This window comes from Pseudoxanthomonas sp. SORGH_AS_0997, from assembly GCF_031453535.1.
GTDB classification, from domain to species: Bacteria; Pseudomonadota; Gammaproteobacteria; order Xanthomonadales; family Xanthomonadaceae; genus Pseudoxanthomonas_A; species Pseudoxanthomonas_A winnipegensis.
Window position 1 is genome coordinate 4,222,431 of sequence record NZ_JAVIZI010000001.1, and the last position, 14,243, is coordinate 4,236,673.

The following is a 14,243-nucleotide window of genomic DNA, read 5'->3' on the forward strand; positions in this document are numbered from 1 at the left end:
TCCCGCCGGGCCGGCGTGCCCGGTCCGGCGGGCTTTTCACCGCCAGGACGCGCGCCGCGCCCGTGGGGCAGGTACGCGTGCCGTGACACGCTTCCATTCAGGTTCAGACCCGGGTGGTATCATCACGAATTGTTGACATTTCGCGTGCGAGCTCCCCGATGATCCCCCAGCGCACTCTCAAGAACGTGATCCGCGCCACCGGCGTGGGCCTGCACAGCGGCAACAAGGTCTTCATGACCCTGCGCCCGGCGGCCCCGAACACCGGCGTGGTGTTCCGTCGCGTCGATCTTGATCCGGTCGTGGAGATCCCCGGCGATGCCTCGCTGGTTACCGAGACCACGCTGTGCACGGGCCTGAGCTGCGGCCCGGCCAAGGTCCAGACCGTCGAACACCTGATGTCGGCCCTGGCCGGCCTGGGCATCGACAACATCTATGTCGAACTGTCCGCGGCCGAACTGCCGATCATGGACGGTTCGGCCAGCCCGTTCGTGTTCCTGCTGCAGTCCGCCGGCATCGTCGAACAGAACGTGCCCAAGCGCTTCATCCGCGTGACCAAGCCGGTGGAAGTGCGCGACGGCGACAAGATCGCGCGGTTCGAGCCCTACGACGGCTTCAAGCTGGGCTTCACGGTCAAGTTCGACCACCCGATGATCCCGGCCTCGCAGTCGCGCGCCGAGGTGGACTTTTCCACCGGCGGCTACATCCGCGAGGTCGCGCGTGCGCGCACCTTCGGCTTCATGCGCGATCTGGAGTACATGCGCGAGCGCAACCTGGGCCTGGGCGGCTCGATGGACAACGCGATCGTGCTGGACGAGTTCCGCGTGCTCAACGACGACGGCCTGCGCTACGCCGACGAGTTCGTGCGCCACAAGATCCTGGACGCCATCGGCGACCTCTATCTGGCCGGCCACGCGATCCTGGGCAAGTACGAGGGCTACAAGTCCGGTCACGCGCTCAACAACACCCTGGTGCGCTCGCTGATCGCCCAGACCGACGCCTGGGAAGAGGTGTCCTTCGGCCCGGAGGCCACCGAGCCGCCGCCGCCGATCCACTACGCGGCCATCCCCGCGCTGGCGCACTGAACGCCTGCCCGCGCCGAGGCGCGCGGGTCGGGCGCGTCGACGAAACGTGAATCCGATCGCCTGAACAGGCGCGGCTTAACCGTTTTCTAACTTTGAGCTAACGACTGGCCCAGCCCGGGTCGGTACGATGCCTGCCGGCCTTCCACCCGGTCTTAACGTTTGGACTTGGGACGCGGCCCTGCTGTTCCACCCGCGCCTGGCGCGGGAGACGCCTCCAGCATCTCCATCGCCTCGCGCAGGGCGGCACGCGCGACCGGGGAGCCCGTGCCGGAGCGCTGGCCCGAGGTCTCGGCCTGGAAGAGGGGTTGCAGGGAAGTCCGGGCGATCACGGAGTTGATCCCAAGACCGAGGGAGCGGGCGACTTCGACCAGGTGTGCGGAGGCCAGGCGGAGCTTGGCGTTCCAGACCGGCGAATCCACCACGAAGACCAGACGGTCCCCCGTCACATTGGCCAGCCGGCAGTGCGCGGCCAGCGCCGGGGGCAGACAGGGGCGCAGTTGCTGTTCCAGCGCGTCGAGCCGGATGGCATGACGCAGCGGATCGGCCGCCGCCGACGCCAGCGCGGCCTCCAGGGCCGGCACCGGCGCCGCCGGCCGACGCGACTGGGACTTGGCTTGAGACATCGATATTCCATGAGCTTCAACAACGTTCTTCACAATACGCGCTCCTGGGCACGCCATCACCTGGCCCTGGGGGCCGTGCAGGCGCGCCGCTTCAGCCACGCCCGCCCGCTGGCCAGTGCCGGCATCCTGCTCGCCGCCGGCCTGCTGGCCGGCCTGGCCACGCGCAGCGCCTTCGGCCTGGCGCAGGTGTCCTACCTGCAGGCCAAGACCGCCAGGCAGCAGGCCGAGCTCGAGCAGGTCAAGCGCGGCGCGCAGCAGGAGATCAACGCCATGTCCGCGCGCCTGGGCGAGCTGCAGGCCCAGGCCAACCGCCTCAACGCGCTGGGCGAGCGGCTGACCCAGATGGGCAAGCTGGACGACGGCGAATTCGACTTCAACGAGCCGGTCGGCGTGGGCGGCCCGGAAGGCGCGGTCAGCGACATGCCGCCGCGCGAGCTGGCGCAGGGCCTGGACGCGCTGGGGGCCAAGTTCGACGCCTCCGGCCAGCAGCTCTCGGTGCTCGAGTCGCTGCTGTTCAACCGCCAGCTGGACCGCAACGCGACGCCCTCGCGCATGCCGCTGGCCAATACCTACATCACCTCCGGCTTCGGCGGCCGCGCCGATCCGTTCGGCGGCGGCGGCGAGCGGCACAAGGGCATCGACTTCAAGGCCAACGTCGGCGATCCGGTCATGGCCGTGGCCGACGGCGTGGTCAGCTTCGCCGGGGTCAAGAGCGGCTACGGCAACGTGGTCGACATCGACCACGGCAATGGCTATGTGACCCGCTACGCGCACAACTCGCGCGTGGTGGTGAAGCCGGGCGACCTGGTGCGCGCCGGGCAGGAAGTGGCCAAGGCCGGTTCCACCGGGCGTTCGACCGGCGCCCACGTGCATTTCGAGGTCTGGCAGGACGGCCAGGTGGTGAACCCGAGCAAGTTCCTGGGCCAGGGCCCCACCCCGGTGGGCGTGCGCGGCCGCGGATGAGGCGCGTCCGCGGGGCGCCTTGATTCGATCAGCGGCGCCCCAAGCTACAATGTCGTGTTCTCGTGACGGGGCGCCTTGCGCCCGCGTTGCGTTTTTCGGCATCCGGCCTTGGGGAAGCAAAGAGGCCAGCGGTGGTGCCGACGCTCCTTCCCATTCCGGTTCTTCTTCATGATCAACAGCTTGCTCACCCGCGTCTTCGGCAGCCGTAACGAACGTCTGCTCAAACAGCTCGACCGCCTGGTGGTGCGCATCAATGCGCTGGAACCGGAGCTGCAGAAGCTCAGCGACGAGGAACTGAAGGCCAAGACCCCCGAATTCCAGAAGCGCGTCGCCGAGGGCGAGGCGCTGGACAAGATCCTGCCCGAGGCCTTCGCCGTGTGCCGCGAGGCCTCGCGCCGCGTGCTGGGCCTGCGCCACTACGACGTGCAGCTGGTCGGCGGCATGGTGCTGCACCTGGGCAAGATCGCCGAGATGCGCACCGGCGAGGGCAAGACCCTGGTTGCGACCCTGGCCGTGTACCTCAACGCGCTGGAAGGCAAGGGCGTGCACGTGGTCACGGTCAACGACTACCTGGCCCGCCGCGACGCGGCGCAGATGGGCAAGCTGTACAACTGGCTGGGCCTGAGCGTGGGCGTGGTCTACCCGGGCATGCCGCACGGCGACAAGCGCGCGGCCTACGCCAGCGACATCACCTACGGCACCAACAACGAGTTCGGCTTCGACTACCTGCGCGACAACATGGCCATGGCGCGCGAGGACCGCTACCAGCGCCAGCTCAACTTCGCCATCGTCGACGAGGTCGACTCGATCCTGATCGACGAGGCGCGCACGCCGCTGATCATCTCCGGCCCGGCCGACGATTCGCCCGAGCTGTACGTGCGCGTCAACCGCATCGTGCCGGCGCTGATCAAGCAGGAGAGCGAGGAAGGCGAGGGCGACTACTGGGTCGATGAGAAGTCCAAGCAGGTGCACCTGTCCGAGGCCGGCCAGACCCACGCCGAGGACCTGCTGCGCCAGGCCGGCATCCTGAAGGACGACGAGGACGATGGCCTGTACTCGCCGCAGAACCTGGGCGTGGTCCATCACCTCAACGCCGCCCTGCGCGCCCATGCCATCTATCAGCGCGACGTGGACTACATTGTGCGCGACGGCGAGGTGGTGATCGTCGACGAGTTCACCGGCCGCACGCTGGTGGGCCGGCGCTGGTCCGACGGCCTGCACCAGGCGGTCGAGGCCAAGGAAGGGGTGCAGGTGCAGCGCGAGAACCAGACGCTGGCCTCGATCACCTTCCAGAACCTGTTCCGCATGTACAACAAGCTGGCCGGCATGACCGGTACGGCGGACACCGAGGCCTACGAGTTCCAGAGCATCTACGGCCTGGAAGTGATCGTGATCCCGACCCACCGGCCGACCATCCGCAAGGATTCGCCGGACCAGGTGTTCCTCAACCGCAAGGGCAAGTTCAACGCGGTGCTGGCCGACATCCAGGACTGCTACAAGCGCGGCCAGCCGGTGCTGGTGGGCACCACCTCGATCGAGACCTCGGAGATGCTCTCCGAGCACTTGCGCAAGAACAAGGTCCCGCACGAGGTGCTCAACGCCAAGCAGCACGAGCGCGAGGCCTCGATCGTCGCCAACGCCGGCCGTCCGGGCGCGGTGACCATCGCCACCAACATGGCCGGCCGCGGCACCGACATCGTGCTGGGCGGTTCGCTGGAGGCAGAACTGGCCGCGCTGGGCGAGGACGCCTCGGAGCTGGAGATCGCCCGCGTGCGTTCGGAGTGGAAGACCCGCCACGAACAGGTCAAGGAAGCCGGCGGCCTGCACATCGTGGGCACCGAGCGCCACGAGAGCCGCCGCATCGACAACCAGCTGCGCGGCCGTTCCGGCCGCCAGGGCGACCCGGGTTCCTCGCGCTTCTACCTGTCGCTCGAAGACAACCTGATGCGCATCTTCGCCAGCGACTGGGTGCAGAAGGCGATGAAGCTGATCGGCATGAAGGAGGACGACGTGATCGAGGATCGCCTCGTCAGCCGCCAGATCGAGAAGGCCCAGCGCAAGGTCGAGGCGCACAACTTCGACATCCGCAAGAACCTGCTGGACTTCGACGACGTCAACAACGACCAGCGCAAGGTCATCTACGCCCAGCGCGACGAGCTGCTGGACGCCGAGTCGGTCAAGGAGAACATCGAGGGCATCCGCGGCGACGTGGTCGCCGACCTGGTCGCGCGTCACGTGCCGGCCAATTCGGTCGACGAGCAGTGGGACCTGCCCGGCCTGCAGGCCGAGCTGGCCGCCGAGGCCGGCCTGGACCTGCCGGTGACCCAGTGGCCGACCCAGTTCGAGGAGCTGGACGCCGAGCGCATCGAGGCGCTGGTACAGGAGGCGATGGACACCCACTTCGCGCAGAAGGAAGAACAGATCGGCGCCGAGACCATGCGCGCGCTTGAGAAGCACGTGATGCTGACCGTGCTCGACAAGGGCTGGAAGGAGCATCTGGCGCGCATGGACTATCTGCGCCAGGGCATCCATCTGCGCGGCTATGCGCAGAAGCAGCCCAAGCAGGAGTACAAGAAGGAAGCCTTCGAGCTGTTCTCCGAGATGCTGGAAGGCGTCAAGCGCGAGGTGATCACCATCCTGGCGCGCCTGCGCATCCGCAGCGAGGAGGAGGTGGCCGAACTGGAGGCCCAGGAGCGCCGCGTGGCCGAGGCCCAGCAGCGCGCCATGCAGTTCCAGCACGCGCCCACCGGTGGCTATGGCGCCGATGAGGAAGCCGCGCAGGTGCAGGCCGCGCAGGCTGCCGCGGCCGCCGCCCCGGCCACGGTGTTCCGCGACGAGCCCAAGGTGGGCCGCAACGATCCCTGCCCCTGCGGCAGCGGCAAGAAGTACAAGCACTGCCACGGCCAGCTGAGCTGATCCAGGCCCAGCACCTGGCAAAAACGAAGAAGCCCGGATGTCGCCATCCGGGCTTTTCTCGTTCCGGGCACTGCGGCACTCGCATGATCCGGACCGCCCGCCCTGTAGAGCGGAGCTTGCTCCGCTGCTCTTCGTTCGGATCGTTGGGAGAGCATAGCGGAGCGAGCTCCGCTCTACGGCTCTTCGGTCGGATTGTTGGGAGAGCCACAGCGGAGCGAGCTCCGCTCTACGGCTCTTCGGTCGGATCGTCGGGAGAGCCACAGCGGAGCAAGCTCCGCTCTACGGCTCCTCGGTCGGATCTTTGGGAGAGCCATAGCGGAGCAAGCTCCGCTCTACGGAACAGCGGCGGCACCGCGAGACCGGAGCGCGTGCTAGCGCGCCTGCGGCTTCTTCGCCGGCGCGAAGCCCGGCTTGCCTTCCTGCTCGGCCAGCTGCGGCACGCGGATCAGCTTTGCCCGTGTCCACGCCGTGGGCGCGCATCCGGGCCACCAGGTCGGCGTACTGCGCATCGGGCAGGTCGGCGGTGCGCGAGAAGATCCAGGCCAGGTCGCGGCCCGGATAGTCGACCAGCGCCCAGGAGTAGTCCGGCGCGGTCTCCAGGATGCGGTACTTGGTCGGGATCACGCCGAAGAACCAGGTCGTCCAGCGCCGGTTGCCGGTGCCGGCCTTGACCGTGGCGCGCGAGTCCAGGGTCTTGACCGGCTCGCCGAAGCCTTCCTGATAGACGTAATGCACCGCGATGCCGCCGCCGGGCTTGAGTCGGTACTCGTCGCGGCTGGCGACATGGCCGCGCTCGCCGAAGTAGGGCACATGGGCGATCACATGCCAGGCGCCCATGAAGCGCGGCAGGTCGATCGGCGGGGCGGCGTCGGTACTTGTGGTCGGCATGGGCACGGTCCCGCAGGCGGCGATCAGGGGCAGCAGCGCCAGGGCCAGCAGGTGGCGGCGCTTCCGGGGCGAGGCGATGGTCGGCAGGGCGGGCATCGGCGAGCAGGCTAGGCCGGCCGGCGTCAAGGCCGCGTTCGCCCGCACGGCGGTCGCAACCGGTGAGAAGGGGCGCGGGCAGCCTGCGCTTCCACCTCCGACCGGACGCACCGCCATGGCCCACGTTTCGCACGCTGCCCGCACCGCTTCCCACGCCGATCCCCGCCTGGAGCTGACCCTGCGCACGATCGCGCTGACCGGCCTGGCCCTGGTGGTCCTGCTGCCGGCCGCGCGCGGATCGACCGAGGCCCTGGGCTGGACCCCGCTGTGGCTGGCCGGCCTGCCGCTGGTGGCGTGGTGGTCGCTGCACCGCTTCCGCCTGCCGTCCTGGCCCGCGCCGGCGCATCCGGCCATCGATGCGGTGCCGCGGCGCCGGCGCGGCGGTCAGCAGGCCCGCCGCCGCCGCTCGATGACCATCGGGTCACGCAGCCGTTCGCCCGCCCGCGTGGCCTGACCTTCGGCACGGGCAGGGCACCGCGAGGGCTGTGCTAGCGTGCGGCGGCTGCAATGCCTCGTACGGAGCCCGCCTTGAACCGATTCGCCCTCGCCCTGGTCGCAGGCCTCGCCGCCGCCAGCGCCCATGCCCAGGAGACCCCCGTGGACAACGACCCCTACCAGTGGATGGAAGAGGTCGAAGGCGCCCGGCCGCTGGCCTGGGTCAAGGAGCACAACGCGGTCACCGAGGCGCAGCTTGCCGGCACGCCGCAGTTCAAGCAGCTGGAAGGGCAGATCCGCGCGATCCTGGACTCGGACGCCAAGATCCCCTACGTCAGCAAGATCGGCGACTACTACTACAACCTGTGGAAGGACAAGGACCACGCGCGCGGCGTCTGGCGCCGCACCACGCTGGCCGAGTACCGCAAGCCCAATCCCACCTGGGAGACCGTGCTGGACCTCGACGCGCTCAACGCCGCCGAGCACGAGACCTGGGTCTGGCACGGCGCCGAATGCCGCAAGCCCGACTACACCCGCTGCCTGATCGCGCTCTCGCGCGGCGGCTCGGATGCCGACGTGACCCGCGAGTTCGACCTGACCACCAAGACCTGGGTCAAGGACGGCTTCTACCGGCCGGCGGCCAAGGGCGGCCTGGGCTGGATCGATGCCGACACCGTCTATGTCTACACCGATTTCGGCGACGGCAGCCTGACCACCTCGGGCTATCCGCGCATCGTCAAGGAATGGAAGCGCGGCACGCCGCTGGCTTCGGCCAAGCTCGTCTACGAGGGCAAGCCGGAGGACATGTACATCGCGGCCGCGCATGACGCCACGCCGGGCTTCGAGCGCGACTTCGTCACCCGCACCATCGCCTTCTACAACGACGAGCTCTATCTGCGCGGCGATGCACACGGATGTGCGAGTGGCGCGGGCGCAGGATGCGCAGGAGCGCCCGGCGCACTGACCAAGATCGATGCGCCCAACTCGGCGCAGAAGACCGTGCAGCGCGAATGGCTGGCGCTGGAGCTGCGCGAGCCCTGGACCGTCGGCGGCAAGACCTACAAGGCCGGCTCGCTGCTGGTCGCGCGCTTCGACGACTTCATGGCCGGCAAGCGCGACTTCGAGGTGCTGTTCGAGCCGACCGACACGACCTCGCTGGCCGGGGTCACCTTCACTCGGCACCACGTCGTCCTCAACGTCATGCAGGACGTCAAGAACCGCCTCAGCGTGCTGACCCACACCGAGGGCAAGTGGGTGTCCACGCCGCTGAAGGTGGGCGACTCGGCCTTCGGCGCGATCAGCGCCAGCGCCGTGGACGGCGACGATTCCGACGCGCTGTGGCTGACCGTCACCGACTACCTGACGCCGACCACGCTGATGCTGGCCGACGCCAACGCGCCGACGGCCGCGCTGGCGCCGCTGAAGACGATGCCGACCTTCTTCGACGCCTCGCGCGATGTGATCGAGCAGCACTTCGCCACCTCCAAGGACGGCACGCGCGTGCCGTACTTCCTGGTGCGGCCCAAGGACCTGAAGTACGACGGCCGCGCGCCGACCCTGCTGTACGGCTATGGCGGCTTCGAGATCTCGATGACGCCCGGCTATTCCGGCGGCATCGGCAAGGGCTGGCTGGAGAAGGGCGGCGTATACGCGGTGGCCAACATCCGCGGCGGCGGCGAATACGGACCGCGCTGGCACCAGGCCGCGCTCAAGGCCAACCGGCACAAGGCCTACGAGGACTTCGCCGCGGTGGCCCAGGATCTGGCCGCGCGCAAGATCACCTCGCCCGCCCACCTGGGCGCGATGGGCGGCAGCAACGGCGGCCTGCTGATGGGCAACATGCTGACCCAGTATCCGCAGCTGTTCGGCGCGATCGTGGTGCAGGTGCCGCTGCTGGACATGAAGCGCTACAGCCACCTGCTGGCCGGCGCCTCGTGGATGGCCGAGTACGGCAACCCGGACACGGCCGACTGGGACTACATCAAGACCTTCTCGCCGTATCACCTGTTCGATGCGGGCAAGGACTACCCGCCGACGCTGTTCCTGACCTCCACCCGCGACGACCGCGTCCACCCCGGTCACGCGCGCAAGATGGCGGCCAAGATGCTCGACGCCGGCAAGAACGTGCGCTACTACGAGAACATCGAGGGCGGCCACGGCGGCGCGGCCAACAACGCCCAGTCCGCGCACATGAACGCGCTGGCCTACACCTTCCTGTGGGAACAGCTGAGCCAGTGACGTGAGCCGCCGACGCAGGGCGCGGGCGCCGCAGGATGCGCGGCGCCCGCGTCCGGCCCTTGCAACCCGATCCAGACGGACCTATCCATGAAGCCCCTTCCCGCCCTGCTGGCCGCGACCCTGCTGATGAGCACTTCCATTCCCTCGACCCTCGCCGCCACCCAGGCCACGCCGCCGGACGTGGCCAAGAAGCCGCACGTGGTCACCGCGCCGTTCGGCGCGCAGCGTCAGGACGAGTACTACTGGCTGCGCGACGACACGCGCACCAACCCGCAGATGCTCGACTACCTCAAGGCCGAAAACGCCTACGCCGATGCGGTGCTGGCGCCGCTCAAGCCGCTGCAGGACACGCTGTACAAGGAGATCGTCGCGCGCATCAAGCAGGACGACGCCTCGGTGCCGTACCGCGAGCGCGGCTACTGGTACTACACGCGTTTCGAGACCGGCAAGGACTATCCCGTGCACGCCCGCCGCAAGGGCAGCATGGAGGCGCCGGAAGAGGTGATGCTGGACGTCAACGCGCTGGCCGACGGCAAGGGCTATTACAGCGTGGGCACCTGGGATGTCAGCCAGGACAACCGTCTGCTGGCCTATGCCGACGATGCGGTCGGCCGGCGCCAGTACACGATCCGCTTCAAGGACCTGAGCACCGGCCAGGTGCTGCCGGACCAGATCCCTGGCGTGTCGCCCGACGTGGTCTGGGCCGACGACAACAAGACCCTGTTCTACGTCGAGAACGACCCGGAGACGCTGCTGACCGTGCGCGTGAAGAAGCACGTGCTGGGCACGCCTGTGACGCAGGACACGCTGGTCTACGAGGAGCACGACGACAGCTTCTACATGGGCCTGGGCCGCACCCGCGACGACAAGTACATCACCATCGGCGTGCACAGCACGGTCTCCAGCGAGGAGCGCTACGCGCCGGCGGCCGATCCGCAGGCCTTCACCGTGCTGGCGCCGCGTGCGCGCGATGTGGAATACGACGCCGACCATTTCGACGGTCGCTGGGTGATCCGCACCAATGCCGACGGCGCGACCAACTTCAAGATCGTGACCGCCGCCGACGGCGCCACCGCGCGCAAGGACTGGAAGGACTGGATCGCGCACAGCGACAGTGTCTACATCGACGGCTTCGAGCTGTTCGACGGCTTCACCGCGATCGGCGAGCGCTCGGAAGGGCTGGAGCGCATCCGGCTGCTGGGCAAGGACGGCAAGTCCTCCTATGTCCAGGCCGATGAGCCGGCCTATTCGATGGGCCTGGACGCCAACCCCGAGCACGACACGCCGTGGCTGCGCTACAGCTATACCTCGCTGACCACGCCGGCCACGACCTACGAGCTCAATACCGTCACCGGCGAGCGCCGCCTGCTCAAGCAGCAGCCGGTGCTGGGCTACGACCCGGCCAAGTACACCACCGAGCGGCTGTGGGTGACCGCGCGGGACGGCACCAAGGTGCCGGTGTCGCTGGTCTACAAGAAGGGCTTCAAGAAGGACGGCACCGCCGCGCTGCTGCAGTACGGCTACGGCAGCTACGGGATGTCGATGGATCCTGGCTTCTCCGGGCCGGTGGTGAGCCTGCTCGATCGCGGCATGGTCTACGCCATCGCCCACATCCGCGGCGGCGAGGAGATGGGCCGGGCCTGGTACGACAACGGCAAGCTGCTCAGGAAGAAGAACACCTTCACCGACTTCATCGACGTCACCGAGGCGCTGGTCAAGCAGGGTTACGCAGCCAAGGACCGCGTCGCGGCCATGGGTGGCAGCGCCGGCGGCCTGCTGATGGGCGCGATCACCAACATGGCGCCGGACGACTACCGCGTGATCATCTCGCAGGTGCCGTTCGTGGACGTGGTCACCACCATGCTCGACCCGAGCATCCCGCTGACCACCAACGAGTACGACGAGTGGGGCAACCCGGAGAAGCGCGAGTTCTACGACTACATCGTCACCTACTCGCCCTACGACAATCTGAAGAAGCGGGCCTACCCGGCGATATTCGTCGGCACCGGGCTGTGGGACTCGCAGGTGCAGTACTGGGAACCGGCCAAGTACGTGGCGCGCCTGCGCGATCTGGACACCGGCAAGTTGCCGGTGGTGTTCCGCACCAACATGGAAGCCGGCCACGGCGGCAAGTCCGGCCGTTTCCGCCGCTACCAGGAAATGTCCGAGTACTACGCCTTCATGCTCGACCAGCTGGGCGTGACCCAGCAGCACTGAGCGCATCCCCGGCCCGGGGCTGACCCGCCCCGGCCGACCCGGCGCACCGATGTTCCCACCCATGGGGACATCGACGCGGCCTGCAACGCAGCGTGCGCCTTTCGCGATGCCGCCTACACGCGCGGCGGGCGACAATACGCAGGTGGACACGCCCCTGCCGCCGGAACTGACGCCGCCCCCCAGCCGCTTTCGCTGGGCCTGGTGGCTGCTGGCCTGGACCAGCCTGCTGCTGGGCCTGATCGGGCTGTTCCTGCCGGTGATGCCGACCACGGTGTTCATCCTGATCGCGGCCTTCGCCGCCTCGCGCGGGTCCGAGCGCCTGCACCGTGCCCTGCTGTCGCATCGGCACTTCGGCCCGCTGATCCACGACTGGCAGGCGCACGGGGCGATTCCGCGCCGGGCCAAGTGGCTGGCGAGCTGGACCATGCTGGCCAGCGCCGCGTTCACCGTGACCGCGATGGCCTGGCTGACGCCGGCGCACTGGTGGCTGTCGGCCATTCCGGTGGCCTGCCTGTCGGCGGTGGTGCTGTGGATGTGGCAGCGGCCCGAGCCGCCGCCGGCGCCGTGACGCGGCGCTGATCGCGTGCGGCGCGCGCCGGCGGTTGTGCGCCGGCAATCGCTATACTCGAGCCATGAAGACCGTATCGCGAATCGCGCTCGTAAGCGCCGTGCTGCTGGCGCTGTCGGCCTGTGGCAACAAGGGTCCGCTGGTGCTGCCTGAGCGGCCCACGCCGGTGCAGCAGCCCGCCCCGGCGCCCAAGACCCAGACCGGCGCGCCGCCGGTGCAGGTCAAGCCGCAGGAACCCACCTCCGCACCGAGCCCGCAGGACGATGCCGCCACCCAGGCCATCGACCAGGGCAGTGGCAATGGCAAGCCCTGATCCCGCACCGCTGCGGTTCTCCAAGATGCATGGGGCGGGCAACGACTTCGTCGTGCTCGACCTGCGCGGCGGACGCCCCGCGCCGGACGCGGCCCTGGCCGCGCACCTGGCCGACCGCCATCGTGGCGTGGGCTGCGACCAGCTGCTGACCATCGAGGCGCCGCGGGCCAAAGGCTCGGTCGCCTCGTACCGGATCTGGAACGCCGACGGCTCGCTCTCGGGCCAGTGCGGCAACGGCGCGCGCTGCATCGCCGCCTGGCTGGTGCGTGCCGGCCTGGCCCAGGCCGAGGTCCCCTTCCAGATGGACAGTCCCGCCGGTACCCATCGCGTGCAGCGCACCGAGGCCGGCTTCGCCGTGGCCATGGGCGTGCCGCGCTGGCAGCCGGCGCAGGTGCCGTTGGCCGGGTTCGACAGCGAGCAGCCGAGCTATTCGGTGCGGATCGACGGCGAGGCGGTGGTGTTCGGCGCGGTGTCGATGGGCAATCCGCATGCGGTGGTGCAGGTGGCCGATGTGGCCAGCGCCCCGGTGGCCGAGCTGGGCCCGGCGCTGCAGGCCAGCGCGACGTTTCCCGAATCGGTCAACGTCGGCTTCGCCCAGGTGATCAGCCGCCAGCGCATCGGACTGCGCGTGCTCGAGCGCGGCGTCGGCGAAACCCTGGCCTGCGGCAGCGGCGCCTGCGCCGCGGCGGTGGTGCTGATGCGCGCCGGCCTGGTCGAACGCAGCGTCACCGTGTCGCTGCCCGGCGGCGACCTGCAGATCGACTGGCCCGACGATGCCGCCGAGGTGGTGATGTCCGGGCCGGCGACATTCGTGTTCGAAGGGGAATGGACGCAATGAGCGAGACCAACGAGAAACTCGGCAGCCACGAGGTGGCCGCCTGGCTGCGCCGGCATCCGGGCTTCCTGCAGCAGTTTCCGGACCTGGCCCAGACCCTGGTGGTGCCGCGCGAGAAGGGCCCGGCCGCCTCGCTGGCCAGCTACCAGCTGGAGGTGCTGCGCGACAAGAACCGCGAGCTCTCGCGCCGCCTGGGCGAACTGTCGGCCAACGCGCTGGAGAACGAGCGCCTGGCCGTGCGCGTGCATCAGCTGACCCTGGCGCTGATGCGCCAGTCCAGCGTCGCCGACACGCTGGCGGCGATGGCGGCCTCGCTGGAGGAGGATTTCCAGGGCGATTTGGTGCGGATCGTGATCTTCGCGCCGCTGCCGGAGTCGCTGATCGACGCGCCCTGGCTGCAGTCGATCGCCGACGGCAGCTCGCACCTGGTCCCGTTCCGCGACTGCCTGGCCGATGGCGAGCCGCTGTGCGGGCGCCTGCAGCCGCAGAAGAACACGCTGCTCTACGCCGCCCAGGCCGAGGAGATCGGTTCCTCGGCGCTGCTGCCGCTGCCCGGCGTGGGCTTGGTGGCCGTGGGCAGCCGCGATGGCAACCGCTTCTACCCCGGCATGGGCACGCTGTTCCTGCGCATGATGGGCGAGGCGCTGACCACCGCGTTGAAGCGCTTCGACGCCTAGGGCGAGGGCGATGTTCTTCCGCGCCTTGGTCATGCTGTCCATGGCGATCTTCCGGCTATGGCCGCTGTTGGCCACCGGCGTGTACGCGCGGCGCCATCCGGTGTCGCAGGGCACCTGGGGCGTCGCGCTCGCGGCGACCTGCGTGCTGCTGGTGATCGCCCAGGTCTCGGCCATGCGCTGTTCCAGCGAACACCTCTCGCACACCCGTGGCCTGTTCGCGATCGGCGCCGCGATGAGCACCGGCTGGTTGTACGTGGATGCGCTGCTGGTGCCCGCGGTGGTCACCGCGGTGCTGCTGCTGTCGGTGGCGATGGCGCTGCTGCCGCAGGCGCCGGCGCGCTACCTGCGCCTGGTGCAGCGCATGCTGCGCCATCGGATGCAGCAGTGAGGCC

The 14,243-nt window shown here is 69.1% G+C and carries 13 protein-coding genes; 11 read left to right on the forward strand and 2 right to left on the reverse strand.

Annotated features, from left to right (window positions below; translation table 11 throughout):
* Window positions 1-158 precede the first annotated feature (158 nt).
* Complete coding sequence (gene lpxC, locus QE438_RS18430) at window positions 159-1,082, forward strand: UDP-3-O-acyl-N-acetylglucosamine deacetylase (protein WP_130515483.1); 924 nt, start codon at window positions 159-161, stop codon at window positions 1,080-1,082.
* A 152-nt stretch (window positions 1,083-1,234) separates the two neighbouring features.
* On the opposite strand, the gene QE438_RS18435 is transcribed toward lpxC, so the two are convergent.
* Window positions 1,235-1,705, reverse strand: a complete 471-nt coding sequence (locus tag QE438_RS18435) for a DUF721 domain-containing protein (RefSeq protein ID WP_306993518.1) — start codon at window positions 1,703-1,705, stop codon at window positions 1,235-1,237.
* 9 nt (window positions 1,706-1,714) lie between these two features.
* Here QE438_RS18435 and QE438_RS18440 point away from each other — a divergent pair, with 9 nt between their 5' ends.
* A complete protein-coding gene (locus QE438_RS18440; protein ID WP_130530762.1) occupies window positions 1,715-2,668 on the forward strand; it encodes a M23 family metallopeptidase in 954 nt (317 codons plus the stop codon).
* Window positions 2,669-2,836: 168 nt separating this feature from the next.
* On the forward strand, window positions 2,837-5,584 hold the full coding sequence (gene secA / locus QE438_RS18445) for a preprotein translocase subunit SecA (RefSeq protein ID WP_306993516.1): 2,748 nt from the start codon (window positions 2,837-2,839) through the stop codon (window positions 5,582-5,584).
* 279 nt (window positions 5,585-5,863) lie between these two features.
* Here secA and QE438_RS18450 read toward each other — a convergent pair whose 3' ends face one another.
* Entirely contained in the window at window positions 5,864-6,568 is a 705-nt protein-coding gene (locus QE438_RS18450) for a lipocalin family protein (protein ID WP_309735991.1), read from the reverse strand.
* 115 nt (window positions 6,569-6,683) lie between these two features.
* Between QE438_RS18450 and QE438_RS18455 the strand changes: the two genes are divergently transcribed.
* The 8 genes from QE438_RS18455 to QE438_RS18490 all read left to right on the forward strand — a co-directional run bounded on the left by QE438_RS18455 (window position 6,684) and on the right by QE438_RS18490 (window position 14,239).
* Window positions 6,684-7,022 carry a hypothetical protein gene (locus QE438_RS18455; protein WP_165394552.1) on the forward strand — a complete coding sequence of 113 codons (339 nt, stop codon included), beginning with the start codon at window positions 6,684-6,686 and terminating at the stop codon, window positions 7,020-7,022.
* A gap of 74 nt (window positions 7,023-7,096) precedes the next feature.
* Window positions 7,097-9,241, forward strand: a complete 2,145-nt coding sequence (locus QE438_RS18460; protein ID WP_306993514.1) for a prolyl oligopeptidase family serine peptidase — start codon at window positions 7,097-7,099, stop codon at window positions 9,239-9,241.
* Window positions 9,242-9,328: 87 nt separating this feature from the next.
* On the forward strand, window positions 9,329-11,458 hold the full coding sequence (locus tag QE438_RS18465; RefSeq protein ID WP_306993512.1) for a S9 family peptidase: 2,130 nt from the start codon (window positions 9,329-9,331) through the stop codon (window positions 11,456-11,458).
* Window positions 11,459-11,600: 142 nt separating this feature from the next.
* Window positions 11,601-12,026 (forward strand): YbaN family protein, encoded by a 426-nt coding sequence (locus tag QE438_RS18470; protein ID WP_228257785.1) that lies wholly within the window; start codon window positions 11,601-11,603, stop codon window positions 12,024-12,026.
* Between the two features lie 64 nt (window positions 12,027-12,090).
* Window positions 12,091-12,339, forward strand: a complete 249-nt coding sequence (locus tag QE438_RS18475; protein ID WP_130515497.1) for a lipoprotein — start codon at window positions 12,091-12,093, stop codon at window positions 12,337-12,339.
* Window positions 12,326-13,177 carry a diaminopimelate epimerase gene (gene dapF, locus QE438_RS18480; RefSeq protein ID WP_306993510.1) on the forward strand — a complete coding sequence of 284 codons (852 nt, stop codon included), beginning with the start codon at window positions 12,326-12,328 and terminating at the stop codon, window positions 13,175-13,177. The genes QE438_RS18475 and dapF overlap by 14 nt, the downstream gene beginning before the upstream one ends.
* The gene (locus tag QE438_RS18485) at window positions 13,174-13,851 is read left to right on the forward strand and encodes a DUF484 family protein (RefSeq protein ID WP_307184052.1); all 678 of its coding nucleotides are present in this window, start codon (window positions 13,174-13,176) and stop codon (window positions 13,849-13,851) included. Before dapF ends, QE438_RS18485 begins: the two co-directional genes overlap by 4 nt.
* A gap of 10 nt (window positions 13,852-13,861) precedes the next feature.
* Entirely contained in the window at window positions 13,862-14,239 is a 378-nt protein-coding gene (locus QE438_RS18490; RefSeq protein WP_307184051.1) for a hypothetical protein, read from the forward strand.
* The last annotated feature ends 4 nt before the right edge of the window (window positions 14,240-14,243 follow it).

What these genes read in the sequence shown, in the direction of transcription:
- secA (WP_306993516.1), top strand. Translation starts at nt 2,837, where the DNA reads ATGATCAACAGCTTGCTCACCCGCGTCTTCGGCAGCCGTAACGAACGT.
- QE438_RS18435 (WP_306993518.1), bottom strand. Translation starts at nt 1,705, where the DNA reads ATGTCTCAAGCCAAGTCCCAGTCGCGTCGGCCGGCGGCGCCGGTGCCG.
- QE438_RS18455 (WP_165394552.1), top strand. Translation starts at nt 6,684, where the DNA reads ATGGCCCACGTTTCGCACGCTGCCCGCACCGCTTCCCACGCCGATCCC.
- QE438_RS18485 (WP_307184052.1), top strand. Translation starts at nt 13,174, where the DNA reads ATGAGCGAGACCAACGAGAAACTCGGCAGCCACGAGGTGGCCGCCTGG.
- QE438_RS18490 (WP_307184051.1), top strand. Translation starts at nt 13,862, where the DNA reads ATGTTCTTCCGCGCCTTGGTCATGCTGTCCATGGCGATCTTCCGGCTA.
- QE438_RS18450 (WP_309735991.1), bottom strand. Translation starts at nt 6,568, where the DNA reads ATGCCCGCCCTGCCGACCATCGCCTCGCCCCGGAAGCGCCGCCACCTG.
- dapF (WP_306993510.1), top strand. Translation starts at nt 12,326, where the DNA reads ATGGCAAGCCCTGATCCCGCACCGCTGCGGTTCTCCAAGATGCATGGG.
- QE438_RS18440 (WP_130530762.1), top strand. Translation starts at nt 1,715, where the DNA reads ATGAGCTTCAACAACGTTCTTCACAATACGCGCTCCTGGGCACGCCAT.
- QE438_RS18475 (WP_130515497.1), top strand. Translation starts at nt 12,091, where the DNA reads ATGAAGACCGTATCGCGAATCGCGCTCGTAAGCGCCGTGCTGCTGGCG.
- lpxC (WP_130515483.1), top strand. Translation starts at nt 159, where the DNA reads ATGATCCCCCAGCGCACTCTCAAGAACGTGATCCGCGCCACCGGCGTG.
- QE438_RS18465 (WP_306993512.1), top strand. Translation starts at nt 9,329, where the DNA reads ATGAAGCCCCTTCCCGCCCTGCTGGCCGCGACCCTGCTGATGAGCACT.